This is a genomic window from Amycolatopsis sp. WQ 127309 (assembly GCF_023023025.1).
GTDB lineage: Bacteria > Actinomycetota > Actinomycetes > Mycobacteriales > Pseudonocardiaceae > Amycolatopsis.
In genome coordinates, this window is sequence record NZ_CP095481.1 from 9,822,560 (window position 1) to 9,837,896 (window position 15,337).

Below are 15,337 nucleotides of genomic sequence, written 5' to 3' on the forward strand. Positions count from 1 at the left end.
GACCCGTCGTCGCGCAAACAGCGGGAGTCTGTTCGAGTGATGTACAGAGTTCAAGTGGCACCTCGATCATCTCGTGGGTAGCATCGGTTGAAGCGTGATCATGAAAACCGCCGCGGTCGAACCGCCAATGCGACAACCATCGTTCCAGGTGGAAATGGGACATGGAATTCAGGTAAACCGACGGTTCACCAAAACGTCATAGTCCGACAAGTACTCGTTGCTTGACCCCGCGCCGGCCATTCCACTCCATGCACCGCGGAACGGCACGGACGCTCCGACCAGCGAGCCAGGTCTACGCATCTCCTGGCCCGCGCGTTGGCGTGCGCCTGCACCGAAGATCCGGTCGACTCTTCATTCACAAGGGGACCATTCGGCATGCCCGTGAACTTGAGCACGTTGCTGTCAAAGCAGCCTTCACACTCGACGGCCGTCGTAGCCGGGGATCGCATTCTCACCTACGGCGAACTGGACGACAGATGTGAACTTCTCGCTCGCGAACTGGACCGCCGTCACGTTGACGCCGGTGAGGCGATAGTGGTTTCGTGCGACGAACGCGAGAACGCGCTGATCACCCTGATCACCTGCCTGAAGAAAGGCCTCAACCACGTTCCGCTGGATCCGATGGCACCGGCCGGCGTCAACGCGGAGATCTGCCGCGACATCGGCGCCCGCCTGATCGTCCGCGACGACGAGCACGGCGCACTGAAACTGGACGAATTGCCCGAACCGGCGCCTCCTCCACACAATTCGCCGGGTACCGGGGACATCGCCTACACGGTGCACACCTCGGGAACCACCGGGACGCCGAAAGGGGTCCGGATCTCGCGAACCGCGTTGGCCGCCCACCTGTCGTCGATCCGGGAACGGTTCGGCGTGGTCCCCGGCGATCGGGTGCTGTGGTTCGCCGCGCCGCACGTGGACGTGTCGATCGAGCAGGCCCTGCTGCCCCTGAGCGTCGGTGCGGCCGTCGTCCTCCGGGACGCGACGCCGCCGGGATTCGCCGACCTCGCCGCCCAGCTGGCGCGGCACCAGGTGACCGTGGCGAACCTGCCGGCCGGGTACTGGAACGCCTTCGCGCTCGCACTGCGCCCCGGGGACGTCGCCGCGTGTTCCGGGCTCCGGGTGATGATCTCGGGCAGCGAACGGATGTCCCCCCGCTCGGTGCGGGTCTGGCAGGAGAAACTGCCGCACGTTCCGCTCCTCAACGCCTACGGGCCCACCGAATGCACGATCACGACGACGACCTACCGCGTGCCGGACGCCTTCCCGGAGGACGCGACGGAGGTCCCGATCGGCTCGGCGTGCGGCGAGCGCTCGCTCCACGTGGTGGACGAACACCTCCGTCGGGTACCCGACGGCGAGCCGGGCGAACTGTGCGTCGGTGGCCCGCTGCTGGCGGACGGGTACCACGGCGCGCCCGAGGCGACCGGCACCGCGTTCGTGCCGGACCCGTTCTCCGGCACCGGCCACGCGCGGATGTACCGCACGGGAGACCTCGTCCGCCGCTCCCCCGCCGGTGACCTCGTGTTCCTGGGCCGGATCGACGACCAGCTCAAGATCCGCGGCTTCCGGGTCGAACCCGCGCGAACCGCGCACGTCCTGGAACGCCATCCGGCCGTGCGGTCCTGCGCCGTGCTCGGCCGCGCCACGCCGGGCGGCGGCGTCGCGCTCGTCGCCCACGTCGTCGCACCGGAGTGCGACGCCGCGGAACTGCTGGCGTATGCCCAGAAGAAGCTGCCCCCGCCGCAGGTTCCCCGGATCCACCTCCTCGACGCGCTCCCGCTCACCGCGGACGGGAAGCTCGACCGCAGTGCGTTGCCCCCGCTCGTCCACGAGCCGAGCCCGGCCACCCCGGGCGAGCTGACCGCGACCGAAGCACAGCTCGCCGCCGTCTGGCGCGAGGTCCTGGACGTCGAGCACGTGGGCCCCGGTGACAACTTCTTCACCCTGGGCGGGGATTCGCTCGGGGCGCTGACCACGATCGCGCGCCTGACCGAGAAGTACGGCGCCGACGTGCCCGCGCAGGCCGTGTTCTCCGCGGCGACGCTCGCGGATCTCGCGGCGGAGCTGGACCAGGTGTCCCCGCCCGCCGCCGGTCCGGTGCCCGAAGCCCGGACCCCGGACCGGAAGCACCTGCTGTCCAGTGGCCAGGAGTCGTTGTGGTTCCTGGATCGCTGGGCTCCGGACAGCCCCGTCTACAACGTGCCGTGGTGCTTTCACCTCCGCGGACCGGTCGACCCCGCGGTGCTGGAAGAGTCCCTCAACGCGGTCGTGCGCCGCCACGCCCCGCTCCGCACGGTGTTCCCCGACTCCTGGGGCGAACCGCGCCGGAGCGAACTGCCGGAGCTGCGGGTCGCGCTGGACCAGCACGACCTGCGGGAGGCCCCCGGGGACGCGGCCGCCGGAATCATCCGCAGTGCCGCCCGCGCGCCCTTCGACCTGGCTCGAGGGCCGCTGGTGCGGACCGCACTCCTGCGGCGCGGCGACGAGGAGTCCGACCTGCTGGTCGTCGTCCACCACATCGTGTGGGACGAGCTGTCGCTCGCGGTGTTCGAGGCCGAGCTGGCGGAGTTCTACGCCGCGGGCACCGGCGGCCGGACACCCGAGCCGCCCCCGCTCTCCCGGCGGTACCAGGACTTCATCGAGCTGCGGGCGGACAAAGCGGAGACCGCGGCGTTCCACGACGACGTCGCCTACTGGCGACGGCGGCTCACCGGTCCGGCCCCGGCCCCCGACCTCGGCCCGGACCTGCGCCACCCGGCGGATCAGAGCTACCGAGGTGACACCGTCGCCTTCGTCGTCGACGCCGGCACCACCCGGCGGGTGCGGGCCTTGGCCCGCGCCGAGGGGGTCACGACGTTCCTGGTGCTGGCCACGGCCTGCGCCGTCGTGCTGGGCGAGCGCGCCCGGCGGGAGGACCTCGTGATCGGCACGCCCGTCACCGGCCGCCCGGCGGGCTTCGACGGCCTGATCGGCTACTTCGTCAACCTGATCGCCCTGCGGTTCGACCTGAGCGGGAACCCCGGCTTCCGGACCCTGCTGCAGCGGGTACGCGCCACCGTCCTGCCCGACTTCGGCCACCAGGACGTGCCTTTCGACGTCGTCGAACGCGCCGTGCAGAACCACGAGGGCAACCGCGAACCGCTCGTGCGGATCGCGTTCGAGATGCACACCCACGAACACCGCGACATCCGGCTCGGGCCGGTGACCGGGACCCGCGAGCTCGTGCCCACCGGCACCGCGAAGTTCGACCTCGGCTGGCAGGTGACCGACCACGGCGACGAGCTCGACGGGGTCGTGGAGTTCAGCTCCGACCTGTTCGACCGGGACGCCGCGCGGGCCGTCGTCGACGACTGGACGTCGTTGCTGGGCCGCGTGACCGCACCACGGGACGCCGCGCCGCGCGCGGACACGAGGAGGGACACCATGACAGCCCCAGCACGAGACGCCGGGACGGACCGGTGGAACGACACCGCGGCGGACTTCCCCCGCAACACCACGCTGCACGAACTGGTGCGCGCGGCCCTGCGCCGCGAACCGGAGACCGTCGCCGTGGTCGCCGGCGACCGGGTCCTGACCCGCGGCGCCCTCGACTCGGCGACGGACGACCTGGCGCGGCGGCTGCGCGAGCACGGCGTGACGCCGGGAACGGTGGTCGGCGTGCTCGCGCGCCGGTCCCCGGAGCTGGTCGTGGCGCTGCTGGCGGTCCTCAAGGCAGGTGGCGCCTACGTGCCGCTGGACCCCGAGTACCCGCCGGACCGGATCAGCATGATGGTCACCGACGTCGACGCCCCCGTCGTCCTGTGCCAGAAAGCGTTCGCGGACCTGGTACCCGCCGGGGTCACCGCACTGTCCCTGGACGACGCACCCCACGGTGAGCCCGGCGGGGAACCCTTCGCCGCGGCCGGGCCGCTCGATCCGGCCTACGTGATCTTCACCTCCGGGTCCACCGGCCGGCCGAAAGCCGTGGTGACCCAGCACCGCGCGATCTGCAACCGGCTGAACTGGATGCAGCGCCGCTTCCGGCTCGGCCCCGACGACGTGGTCCTGCAGAAGACGTCGGCGGGGTTCGACGTCTCGGTGTGGGAGTTCTTCTGGCCGCTGCTCACCGGGGCGAAGCTGGTGCTGGCGCGCCCCGGCGGGCACCGCGACCCCGCCTACCTGCGCGACGTGGTCGTGGAGCACGGTGTCACGACCGTCCACTTCGTCCCGTCGATGCTGGCGGCCTTCCTCGACCAGGAGGACCTCCGCGAGTGCCGGTCGCTGCGCCGCACGATCTGCAGTGGCGAGGCCCTGCCGCCGGCCCTGGTCAACGACTTCCTCGCCCGGGTCCCCGGCGAGCTGCACAACCTCTACGGCCCCACGGAATCGGCGATCGACGTCAGCGCCTGGGAGTGCCGTCCCCTGCCCGGCGACGCCCGCGCGACACCGATCGGCCGGCCCATCGACAACGTCCAGCTCCACGTGCTCGGCGCTGACGGCCACCCCGTGCCGATCGGTACCGAGGGCGAGCTGCACATCGGCGGCGCCGGTCTGGCGCTGGGCTACCTGGGTCAGCCCGCCCTCACGGCGGACCGGTTCGTTCCGGACCCGTTCTCGCGGTCGGGCGGAAGGCTCTACCGCACCGGCGACATCGTGCGCCACCGCGACGACGGCGAACTCGAGTTCGTCGGCCGGCACGACGACCAGGTCAAGATCCGCGGCCAGCGCGTCGAGCTGGGAGAGATCGAGGCGGTGCTCGAGCGCCACCCCCGGGTCGCGCGGGCGGCCGCGACGGTGCACGACCACCGGGTGCGGGCCCACGTCGTGCTCACCCCGGGCCCCGCACCGGCCGACGAGGAGCTCAGCACGCACGTACGTCGCGTCCTTCCCGACCACATGGTGCCCACCCGCTGGTCGGTGCTGGACGCGCTGCCCTTGACCACCAACGGCAAGGTGGACCGCGCGGCCCTGCGCGCCGGCCCCGCGACGGCCGCGGCGGTTCCCGCGCCGGAGAGCGACCACGCCGTGGAAGACGTCCTCGCCGGGATCTGGTCGCTCGTGCTGGACCTGCCCGAACTGGGTCACGAGCAGGACCTGTTCGCCTCCGGCGCGCACTCGCTGAACACGTTGCGGGCCCGGGCGCGGATCACGTTCGCGCTGCACACCGAGCTGCCCATCCGGACCTACTTCGAATCCCGGACGATCAGCCAGCAGGCCCGCCGGTTGCGGGAACAAGCCGGCCCGGCCTCGGTGATCGACGAGCGGGCACGCGCGATCCGCGCGCTGCCGGCGATGGACGAGGCCGACTGGGTCCGCGCGGTCGCCGAGATCACCACGGAGGTGGGCTGAGATGACCGGCACGTGGACACCCGTGACGAAGGCCGGCGCCACCACCGGCCCGCTGTCCTCGGGCCAGCGCTCGCTGTGGTTCCTCGACAGCTTCGCCCCGGGCACGGCGACCTACAACATCCCCTGGGCCCTGCGGTTGCGCGGACCGCTCGACGTCGGCCTGCTGCAGCGGTGCCTCGACACCGTGGTGCAGCGGCACGAAGCCCTCCGGACCACCTTCTCCGGCGCGTCGGGCGAACCGCGCCAAGTGGTGCACCCGGCGGTGCCCGTGCCGATCCGGGAGTACGACGTCAGCGCGGAACCCGACCCCGCGGCCGCGGCGGCCGCGCGCCTGGAAAGCGTGACGCAGCAGGGATTCGACCTCGACCGCGGCCCGCTGCTGCGCGCGGCGCTCGTGCGCGAGCAGCCCGGGGAAGCGACCCTGCTGGTGGTGTTCCACCACATCGTGTTCGACGAACTGTCGACCACGGTCTTCGAGCGTGAGCTGAGCACGTTCTACACCGCCGCGGCGACCGGGGTGCTCCCGCGGCCACCGGTGGCGCAGTACCTCGACTACGCCGGCCGGCAGCGGGACCTCGTCGCGGCCCCGGAGGCGAAAGCCGGGCTGGATCGGTGGCGCGACCGGCTCGACGGGGCGCCGACCGTCCTGGAACTGCCCGCCGACCGGCCGCGCCCGACGATGCGGACGTTCGCCGGCGCCACCTCGTCCGCCGACGTGCCGGCACCGGTCGCGGCCCGGGTACGCGCACTGGCGATCGCCGAAGGCACCACCACGTACGTGGTCCTGCTCGCCGCCTTCGCCGCCCTGCTGCGACACGACACCGGGCAGGAGGACCTCGTGATCGGCAGCCCGGTCGCGGGCCGGGACCGCTTCGAGTGGGAAGACCTGATCGGCTACTTCGTGAACATGCTCCCGCTGCGCGTGGACGCCGGCGGTGACCCGGCGTTCCAGGACCTGGTCCGCCGGGTCAACCACGCCGTGCTGGACGACCTCGACCACCAGGACGTGCCCTTCGAGTCCATTGTGGACGCCGTGCTCGCCGACCGGCCGGCCGACCACTCACCGCTGGCGCAGGTCGTGTTCGGGATGCACGACGAGCGCACCGCGCACGAGGAGATCGTCCTCGGACCGGTGCGCGGCACGCGCTTGTCCCTGGACACCGCGACGGCCAAGTTCGACCTCATCTGGTCGGTGTCGGACCGCGGCACCGGACTCGGGGTGGACGTCGAGTACGACACGGCCCTGTTCGACGAAGCCACGATCGGCCGCACCGTGCAGCGGTGGCTGCTGCTGCTCGACGCCGTCACCCGGGACCCGCGCGCGCCGATCGGCGCCGCCGACCTGCTCACCGCCGCCGACCGCGCGATCGTCGACCCCGTCGCCCCCGCTCCGGCCCGGGCGACGGTGCCGCTGCACACCCGCTTCGAGCGGGTCGCGGCCCGCTACCCCGAGCGCACCGCCGTCTCCGCGAACGGCGACTCGCTGACCTACGCCCAGCTCGACGCCGGAGCGAACCGGGTCGCGCACCGGCTGCGCGCGCTCGGCGTCGAACCGGGCGAACGGGTGGGGCTGCGCCTCGAACCGTCCACGGCGCAGGTCGAGGCCGTGCTCGGGGTGCTCAAAGCCGGCGCCGCCTACGTGCCGGTGAACACCGTCGACCCGGCCGAACGAGCGGACCTGGTCTTCGCCGACGCCGGGGTCCGGCTCGTCCTGTCCGACGAGGACCTGCGGGCGGCCGCGGCCGCGGAGCCGGCCGGCGACCCCGGCGTCCCCGTCTCCGCGCACGATCCGGCCTACGTCATCTACACCTCCGGCTCCACCGGGCGTCCGAAGGGCGTCGAGGTGACGCACCACAATGTGGCGTCGCTGTTCGACGCGACGTCACCGGAGTTCCGGCTCGGCGCCGACGACGTCTGGACCGTGTTCCACTCCTACGCCTTCGACTTCTCGGTCTGGGAGCTGTGGGGCGCGCTGCTGCACGGGGCCCGCGCGGTGCTGGTGCCGTTCGCCGTCAGTCGTACGCCGGGCGAGTTCGCCCGGCTGCTGGCCGACGAGCGGGTCACCGTGCTCAGCCAGACCCCCTCGGCCCTGGGGCAGCTCACGGCCGCGCTGGCCGAGCGGCCGCGGGCGCTGCCGGACCTCAGGCTCGTGGTGCTCGGCGGCGAGGCCCTGCGCCCGCACCACGTCGCCGGCTGGTTCCGGCACGCCGACGCGCCGGACGCCCGGCTGTGCAACATGTACGGCATCACCGAGACCACCGTGCACGTGACCCGGCACGACATCGGCAGCCCCGCGGACTTCCCCGCCGGTGTGATCGGCCGGCCGCTGCCGCACCTGTCGGTCGCCGTGCTCACCCCGGCCGGGAAGCCGGCACCGATCGGGATCACCGGGGAGATGGTCGTCGGCGGCGCGGGCGTCGCCAACGGGTACGTGCGCAACCCCGGGCTGACCGCCCGGCGGTTCGTCAGCAGCCCCGTCGCCGGTGACGATTCCACGTGGTACCGCTCGGGCGACCTCGCCCGCTGGCGGGCCGACGGCACCCTCGAGTACCGCGGCCGATCCGACCACCAGGTCAAGATCCGCGGGTTCCGGATCGAGCCCGGCGAGATCGAGCACGTCCTCGCCCAACACCCCGCCGTCACCGGCTGCGCGGTGCTGCCCCGGACCGAGCCGGGCGGCCCGAACCAGTACCTGGTCGCCTACGCGGCCGTCGGCGGCACGCACACCACCGCGGCCGAACTGCGGGCCCACCTCGTCTCCCGGCTCCCCGCGCACCTCGTCCCGGCGGTGATCACCCCGCTGGACACCCTGCCGCTGACCGCCAACGGCAAGGTCGACCACGCGGCTCTGCCCGCCGCGGCGCGGACACCGGACGAGCCGGACCGCCACGAGCCACCCCGCACGGAGCGGGAACGGCTGCTGGCCCGGGTGTGGCAGGACGTGCTGGGCGTGGAGCAGGTCGGGCGGACCGACAACTTCTTCGAGCTCGGCGGTGACTCCATCCGCAGCGTGGACGTCGCGGGCCGGATGCGCAACCACGGGTACGACCTGAGCCTGACGGCCTTGTTCGCCAGCCCGGTGCTGGCCGATCTCGCCGCCGCGGCCGCCCCGGCGGGGGCGGCCGGGGACGCGGTCCCGAGCGCGGCGTTCGACCTGGTCCCCGCCGGCGACCGGGCGCTGCTGCCGGCCGGGGTGGTCGACGCCTACCCGATGACGTCCATGCAGCTGGCGATGGTCTACCACATGGAGCTGGAACCGGACCGCAGTCCGTACCAGAACGTGAACAGCTACCGCATGTCCGGCGCTTTCGACGAGGACGCCATGAGCGCCGCGCTCGCCGAGGTCACCACCCGCCACCCCGTGCTGCGGACGTCGTTCGACCTGGTCTCCTCCAGCGTGCCGATGCAGCTCGTGCACGAGAGCGCCACCGTCGACCTCACCGTCGAGGACCTGCGCGACCTCGACGCGTCCGCACAGCACGCGCGCGTGGTCGAGCTCGCCGACCGCGAATGGTCCAAACCATTCGACATGACGTCCGCGCCGATGCTGCGGGTGTTCATCCAGCGGCTCGCCACCGGCACCTACCAGTTCACCCTCGTCGAGCACCACGCCATCCTCGACGGCTGGAGCTTCACCTCCCTGCTCGCCGAGCTCCTGCGCCGGCACGCCGAACTGCGCGACAACCCCGGACCACGTCCGGCGCCCGCGCCCGTCACGTCGTTCCGCGACTACGTCGCGCTCGAACGGGCCGCGGCCGAGTCCGCCGGCTCGCAGCGGTTCTGGGCCGAACGGCTGTCCGGCGTCCGGCCGACCACGCTGCCCCGCACCGGCAGCACCGACGCCCGCCCGGCCGACTCCGGGGTGCTGGAGCGGGAAATCCCCGAAGCGCTGGGCGCCCGGCTGCGACGGTTCGCGGCCGAGCACGGCGTCGGGGTCAAGAGCGCCGCGCTGGCCGCGCACGTCGTGGCGCTGGCCAAGCTCACCGGGGACCGGGAAATCGTCACGGGGCTGACCGTGAACGGACGTCCGGAGGACGACACCGGCACCGACGCGAAAGGCGTGTTCCTCAACACCGTCCCCATCCGGGCCACGCCGGGGCCGGACTGGCCCACCCTGGTGCGGGACCTGCACCGGCAGGAGACCGAGCTGCTCCCGCACCGGCGCACCCCCCACGGCGAGATCATCCGGCACCTGGCCGGCCCCGCACTGGAGTGCAGCTTCACGTTCAACCGGTTCCACGCCCTCGGCACACTGTCCACAACGGACGTCTCGATCATCGACCCGCGCCTGGGTGTGGAACCGACCGTGCGCCGCGAGCCGAACCACTTCCCGCTCAACGTCGCGCTCGTCCAGGACCCCGGCTCGGACCGGTCGCTGCTGATCGCCGACAGCGGCACCCAGGCCCTGTCCCCGGGGCAGCTGCGCCGCTACGCCGCCGACTACGCCGCCGCCGTGGACGCCATGACCGGCACCCCGTGGTCACCCCCGCTGACCTGACCAGCTCCGGAGGATCTCCCATGCACGACAACCGACAGTTCGCCGTCGTCGTCGACGACCACGACCGGTACTCCGTCTGGCCCGCGGACGCGGAACCGCCGACCGGCTGGCGCGCCACCGGCCCCACCGGAACCCGCCCGGAGTGCCTGGAGCACATCGACCGGGTGTGGACGGGCCTGCACCCCGGGTCGCTGCGCGCCGCGAGCGGGACGTCCCGCTGATGCCCGGATCCGCCGCCGCCGGCGGGCCGGGAGGAGGGTGAGATGCTGCGCGATCCCGCGTTCCGCGTGCTCTTCTGCTTCCAGGTGCTGACCGGCTTCGCCAGCAACAGCCTGTTCCTCTCGCTGGGCGTGTGGGCGAAGGACCTGACCGGCAGCAACTCCGCGGCGGGACTGGTGTTCTTCTGCGTGGTGCTGCCCGTGGCCTTCGGTCCGCTGGTCGGCTACGCCGTGGACCACCTCCGCCGCAAATCGGTGCTGCTGACCGTCAACTGCGCCGCCGTGGTCCTGGTGCCGTCCCTGCTGCTGGTGCGCGCGGCGGCGGATCTGTGGCTGATCTACGTCGTGGCCGGCGCGTACGGCCTCGCCGCGGTGTTCCTGCGGTCGGCCCAGGCCGGGGTGCTCAAGACGGTCATCGCCCACGACGACCTGGCCGTCGCCAACGCCTACCTGCGCTCGGCCGGCGAGGTGATGCGGGTCGTCAGTCCCCTGTTCGGTGTCGGGCTGTACGCCTTCCTCGGCGGACACGCGCTGGCGCTCGTCGTCGCGGCGGTGTTCCTGCTGGCCGCCGTGACGTTGCGCCGGCTGCGGATCACCGAGGCCGCACCCGGGTCCACCGGCGCCCCGCAGAGCGTGGTGCGCCGGATCGGGGCCGGGCTGACCCACCTGTGGTCGCAGCCGCGGCTGGTGGTGATGACGACCGCGATCGGCCTCGCGTTCGGGGTCGTCGGGTTCTTCGACAGCTCGGACTTCGCCGTCGTCGGCGAAGGGCTCGGCAAGCCCGCGTCGTTCCTGGGGGTGCTCACCAGCGTCCAGGGCGTCGGCAGCGTGGCCGGCGGCGTCACCGCGGCCCTGCTGATCCGGCGGCTCGGCGAGACCGCGACCTCCGGGGCGGGCCTGGTGGCGATGGCCCTGGGCGCGCTCGGCATGACGCAGCACGCGCCGGCCGTGGTGTTCGCCGCGTTCGCCGCGTTCGGCGTCGGGGTGCCCTGGCTCGTCGTCGGCTACACCACCGCCTGGCAACGGGACACGCCGTCGCACCTCGTCGGCCGGGTCGCCACCGCCGCCGACCTGTCCATCCTGGGACCGCAGGCGCTGTCCATCCCGATCGGCGCGCTGCTCATCGAAGTCGTGCCCTACCGCGTGCTGCTGACCGTCTGCTTCGCCGTGCTGCTCGCCGCCGGCGTCACCCTGACCGTGCGGCGCCGGACCGGGGTCCGGCCCGGCGCCACCCCGGAAAGTTCCTCGTCCACCCCCAGTTAGGAGTCCACGACCATGTCCCGTCAGAAAGGCACCGGCCCCGGCGCGTTCAGCCCCGAAGGCGACCCCGTCGAGCTGTACTCCATCCTCCGCGCCGGCCGCACGCCCGACGTCGTCGACAGCGCGCTGCCGCCGTCGGCGTCCGTGCTCGAACTCGGCGCCGGCGCCGGCCGGCTGACCCACCCGCTCGTTGCCCGCGGCCACCACGTCACCGCCGTCGACCACAGCGCCGAGATGCTCGGCCACATCCACGGCGCCGAAACGGTGTGCGCCGAGATCGTCGACCTCGACCTCGGCACCCGGTTCGACGCGGTCGTGCTCGGCTCGTGCCTGGTCAACCTCACCGACGCCGAGGTGCGCTACGAGATGCTCGCCACCGCGCGACGGCACGTGCGCGACGGCGGCCAGGTCATCATCGAACGCGCCCTGCCCGAGTGGTTCACCGGAGCCGGTGAGCCACGGGAGTGGGACGAGCTGACCGCGACGCTCGTGCGGGCCGAGCACCTCACCCCGAACCTGGTGCGCGCGCTCATGCACTACAGCTGGCGGGGCCGGGAATGGACCCACCTGCAACACGTGCAGTTCCTCGACGACGCCGAGCTGGACGTCTACCTCAAGGCCACCGGGCTGAGCCGCACCGGCTGGCTCACCGACGACATGTCCTGGTGCACCACCACGCCCACGAGCTGACGAGCCTCCACAAAGGAGTGAGACCGTGCCGAACCCGGCCACCCGGGGTGACTGGTTCTGGTTGCCCGCACCCCGACCGGACGCCGCTGTCCGGCTCTACTGCTTCCCGCACGCCGGCGGCGACGCACCGGCGTTCGCCGGCCTCGCCCACGAGCTGCCCGGCGAGGTCGAGGTCTGGGCCCTGCGCATGCCCGGCCGGGCCGGGCGGGCGCACCACCCGCCACCCCCGACGTTCGACGCACTCCTGGACTCGGTCACGCACGCGGTGGCGTCCTCGCTCGACCGGCCGTGGGCCGTGCTCGGGCAGAGCATCGGCGGGCTGCTCGCCTACGAGACCGCCCGCACCCTGGCACCGGTGTCCGCGCCGCTCGCCTGCACCGTGCTCGGGTTCGCCGCGCCACACACCCTCGACACACCGGGCGGCACGACCGCCGCCGACGCCGACGAGCTCATCGAGTTCCTCCTCGGCGACGACGACCACGCGGCGGCGGTGCTGCGGCATCCGGTGCTGCGGGAGCACGCCCGCCGCGTGCTGCGCTCCGACCTCGGTCTGCTCGACACCTACCGGCACCGCACCGAACCGGTCTACGCACACCCGCTGCACGTCGTGCGCGGCACCGGCGACACGTCGATGTCGCGCCAGGACGCCGAGGCCTGGCGCGAGCTGTGCACCGGTCCCGTCACCACGACGGAGCTACCGGCGGGCCACCTGGTCCTGCAATCGGGCGAGGCGGCGGTGCGCGCCGTCGCCCGCGACACGACCGGACTGCTCACCGCGCGGCGCTGAACCGGCACCGGTCCGTAGCCCCATGACACTCAAGGAGGAGCCATGACCAGCGTGGCCACCACGGTCGACCTCACAGATCCGTCGTTCTGGGCCACCGAGGACTGCCACCAGGTGCTACGGGCGCTGCGCCACGCGGCGCCCGTGCACCTGATCGAGTCCGCCGAGGAAGGACCGCTGTGGTGTGTCCTGTCGCACCAGCTCGCGAGTGCCGTGCTCAACGACGCGACGACGTTCAGCTCGCAGAAGGGATCCCTGCTCGGGGCCGGCAAGGGCAAGACTCCCGCCGGCGCCGGCAAGATGATGGCGCTCACCGATCCCCCGAAGCACCGCGACCTGCGCCGGCTGGTGATGCCGTTCTTCACCAAGAGCAAAGCGGCCGAACTCACCCCCCGCGTGCACCAGCTGACCGCCGGTGTCGTCCGAGCCGCGATGGACCGTGGCGATACCGACTTCGTCCGCGGCATCAGCACCACGACACCCCTGACCGTGATGTGCGACCTGATCGGCGTGCCCGAAGACGACCGCGACCACGTCGTCCGTCTCTGCGACGCGGCGTTCCTGGGTGACACCGCGGCAACCCGCAGCGCGGCACACCAGAACCTGCTGCCCTACCTGTTCCAGCTGGCCCTGCGGCGACGCGCCGACCCGCGCGAGGACATCATCAGCACGCTGGCCACCCACCGCATCGACGGCGACCTGCTCCCGCTGGAGGAGGTGCTGCTCAACTGCGACAACATCCTCGTGGGCGGGATCCAAACCGTCCGGCACACCGCTACGATGGCGATGCTCGCACTGATCGACCACCCCGAGGCGTGGGCAGAGCTGGGCGCGCGGACCTGCGACTCCGCGCTCGCCGTGGAGGAACTCCTGCGGTGGACCTCGGTGGGCCTGCACGTGCTGCGCACCGCGACCCGCGATGTCGAGCTGGCGGGCCGGAAAATCCGCTCCGGCGACCGGGTCGTGGTGTGGCCGCCGGCCGCGAACCGCGACGAGACGGAGTTCGACGCACCGACCCAGCTGAACCTGCGGCGATCACCCAACCGCCACCTCGCCTTCGGCTGGGGCCCCCACTACTGCATCGGCGCCCCGCTGGCCCGCGTCGAACTGGCCGGCCTGTTCACCACCCTCGCGCACCAAGCCGAACACCCCGGTCTGCAGGCCCCGCCGCGGTACAACCAGTCCATCATCAACTTCGGCCTCGACACCCTGGAAGTCCGCCTTTCACCACGACCGTGAGCAGCCCAGAGCGGAACTCATCGCACACCTGCACGCCGGCGCCGCCGAGCTGCGACGGCTGCTCGACCTGCTCACCCACCGGAACGAAGAAGAGGCACCTCGTGGCTGACCACCGCACCGACGGCGCGTGGGACCTGATCGTCACGCCCTGGCACCTCGACGAGCACATCCCCGCCTTTCCGATTCCCGCCACCGCAACCGAGGTTGTCAGCCCGGTTCTCCCCGCCGGCCCCGTCCCCGCCCGGATGAACCTGCTACACCGGGCCGCCTTCGACGCGATGACACAGGCCGCCGAGCCCCTGGTGCTCTCCGGCGATTGCCCCACCTCCCGCGCATCGGTGGCGGTGCTGCAGCGCCGCCACCCCGACCTGGCCGTGCTGTGGCTCGACGCCCACGGCGACTTCAACACCCCACCATCTCGACCAGCGGCTACGTCGGCGGCATGGCACTGGCCATGCTGACCGGCCGCACACCCGGCCTGTTCGACGACACACTCGGCCTGCGACCCATCCCCGACACCAGCATCGTGCTCGCCGACGTCACCGCCGCCCACATCGCCTACGCCTGGCTACCCGAGCACGTCGACGACCACACCAGCCGCCAGACGATCACCCCCCTCACCACAGCACTCGACGCCGACCTGACATGGCACGAATCCGCCGGCAGCTGACCGTCCAGTCAGGCGCCCGCCCTCGCGAGCCGAACGCGGCCGCTACGACACTCGCAACGCCGGGACCGCACGCAGAAACTGCGAAAGCTGAGCAGCGAGACCATCGACCTCCGAGTGGGCGTCAGAGTTGTGGCGCCGGATCCGTTTGACGGTAGGAAGATGCCGTGAACGCCCGGTGCGCGCCGAGCAGCATCCGCCGGATGTCGACCACGACACCGGATGAGCCAGAGTTCGATCTCCATGGAGTGGATCGCGGAACTCGCCGCGCTCGCCGACGCGCTGTCGTGGACGCGGAGCGCGGTTGGGACAACGTCTCGTCGGCGCTCACAACCAAGCGCGAAGCGGCGGGCGTCGACGCCATCGCGGTCGCCTTCAACTACCGCCGCCTGCAGCAGAGGCTCGCCAACCAGCTCGCCACCGGCAGCTCCGAGTACACGAAGTCCGAAGACCGGCTCATGCTCAAGGCGAACACGAAGAGTTTCACGTCGAGCTCCTGAGACGTCCGGCGCAAGAGCTACCGCCCAGTTCGCACACGCCTTCTGTGTCCCTTGCCGAGCAGCCGAAGGAATCCCGATCCCGAACGAACGAGCCAGAACTCTTCACCTTCGCGACGCGAGCGAGACCGGACTCGAATTCCAGGGCAACGA

10 protein-coding genes are annotated in these 15,337 nt (G+C 72.2%); all 10 read left to right on the forward strand.

Annotation, left to right across the window (positions count from 1 at the left end):
• Positions 1–375 precede the first annotated feature (375 nt).
• The 10 genes from MUY22_RS43165 to MUY22_RS43210 all read left to right on the forward strand — a co-directional run bounded on the left by MUY22_RS43165 (position 376) and on the right by MUY22_RS43210 (position 15,187).
• A complete protein-coding gene (locus MUY22_RS43165) occupies positions 376–5,331 on the forward strand; it encodes a non-ribosomal peptide synthetase (protein ID WP_247053284.1) in 4,956 nt (1,651 codons plus the stop codon).
• Position 5,332: 1 nt separating this feature from the next.
• Positions 5,333–9,829, forward strand: a complete 4,497-nt coding sequence (locus tag MUY22_RS43170) for an amino acid adenylation domain-containing protein (RefSeq protein ID WP_247053286.1) — start codon at positions 5,333–5,335, stop codon at positions 9,827–9,829.
• Positions 9,830–9,849: 20 nt separating this feature from the next.
• Positions 9,850–10,050, forward strand: coding sequence for an MbtH family protein (locus MUY22_RS43175; protein WP_247053288.1), 201 nt, complete (start codon positions 9,850–9,852; stop codon positions 10,048–10,050).
• A gap of 42 nt (positions 10,051–10,092) precedes the next feature.
• A complete protein-coding gene (locus tag MUY22_RS43180; RefSeq protein WP_247053290.1) occupies positions 10,093–11,310 on the forward strand; it encodes an MFS transporter in 1,218 nt (405 codons plus the stop codon).
• A 12-nt stretch (positions 11,311–11,322) separates the two neighbouring features.
• Positions 11,323–11,997 (forward strand): bifunctional 2-polyprenyl-6-hydroxyphenol methylase/3-demethylubiquinol 3-O-methyltransferase UbiG, encoded by a 675-nt coding sequence (locus MUY22_RS43185; protein WP_247053293.1) that lies wholly within the window; start codon positions 11,323–11,325, stop codon positions 11,995–11,997.
• Between the two features lie 25 nt (positions 11,998–12,022).
• Positions 12,023–12,784: a thioesterase II family protein gene (locus MUY22_RS43190; protein ID WP_247053294.1), complete on the forward strand. Its 762-nt coding sequence runs from the start codon at positions 12,023–12,025 to the stop codon at positions 12,782–12,784.
• 42 nt (positions 12,785–12,826) lie between these two features.
• Positions 12,827–14,020: a cytochrome P450 gene (locus MUY22_RS43195; protein WP_247053296.1), complete on the forward strand. Its 1,194-nt coding sequence runs from the start codon at positions 12,827–12,829 to the stop codon at positions 14,018–14,020.
• Positions 14,021–14,121: 101 nt separating this feature from the next.
• The gene (locus MUY22_RS43200) at positions 14,122–14,481 is read left to right on the forward strand and encodes an arginase family protein (RefSeq protein WP_247053298.1); all 360 of its coding nucleotides are present in this window, start codon (positions 14,122–14,124) and stop codon (positions 14,479–14,481) included.
• A complete protein-coding gene (locus tag MUY22_RS43205; RefSeq protein ID WP_247053300.1) occupies positions 14,463–14,690 on the forward strand; it encodes a hypothetical protein in 228 nt (75 codons plus the stop codon). Before MUY22_RS43200 ends, MUY22_RS43205 begins: the two co-directional genes overlap by 19 nt.
• A gap of 200 nt (positions 14,691–14,890) precedes the next feature.
• Positions 14,891–15,187 (forward strand): hypothetical protein, encoded by a 297-nt coding sequence (locus MUY22_RS43210; RefSeq protein ID WP_247053302.1) that lies wholly within the window; start codon positions 14,891–14,893, stop codon positions 15,185–15,187.
• Positions 15,188–15,337 lie beyond the last annotated feature (150 nt).

Coding starts and splice junctions, on each gene's coding strand:
- MUY22_RS43205 (WP_247053300.1), top strand. CDS start 14,463: ATGGCACTGGCCATGCTGACCGGCCGCACACCCGGCCTGTTCGACGAC.
- MUY22_RS43195 (WP_247053296.1), top strand. CDS start 12,827: ATGACCAGCGTGGCCACCACGGTCGACCTCACAGATCCGTCGTTCTGG.
- MUY22_RS43210 (WP_247053302.1), top strand. CDS start 14,891: ATGTCGACCACGACACCGGATGAGCCAGAGTTCGATCTCCATGGAGTG.
- MUY22_RS43175 (WP_247053288.1), top strand. CDS start 9,850: ATGCACGACAACCGACAGTTCGCCGTCGTCGTCGACGACCACGACCGG.
- MUY22_RS43180 (WP_247053290.1), top strand. CDS start 10,093: ATGCTGCGCGATCCCGCGTTCCGCGTGCTCTTCTGCTTCCAGGTGCTG.
- MUY22_RS43165 (WP_247053284.1), top strand. CDS start 376: ATGCCCGTGAACTTGAGCACGTTGCTGTCAAAGCAGCCTTCACACTCG.
- MUY22_RS43185 (WP_247053293.1), top strand. CDS start 11,323: ATGTCCCGTCAGAAAGGCACCGGCCCCGGCGCGTTCAGCCCCGAAGGC.
- MUY22_RS43170 (WP_247053286.1), top strand. CDS start 5,333: ATGACCGGCACGTGGACACCCGTGACGAAGGCCGGCGCCACCACCGGC.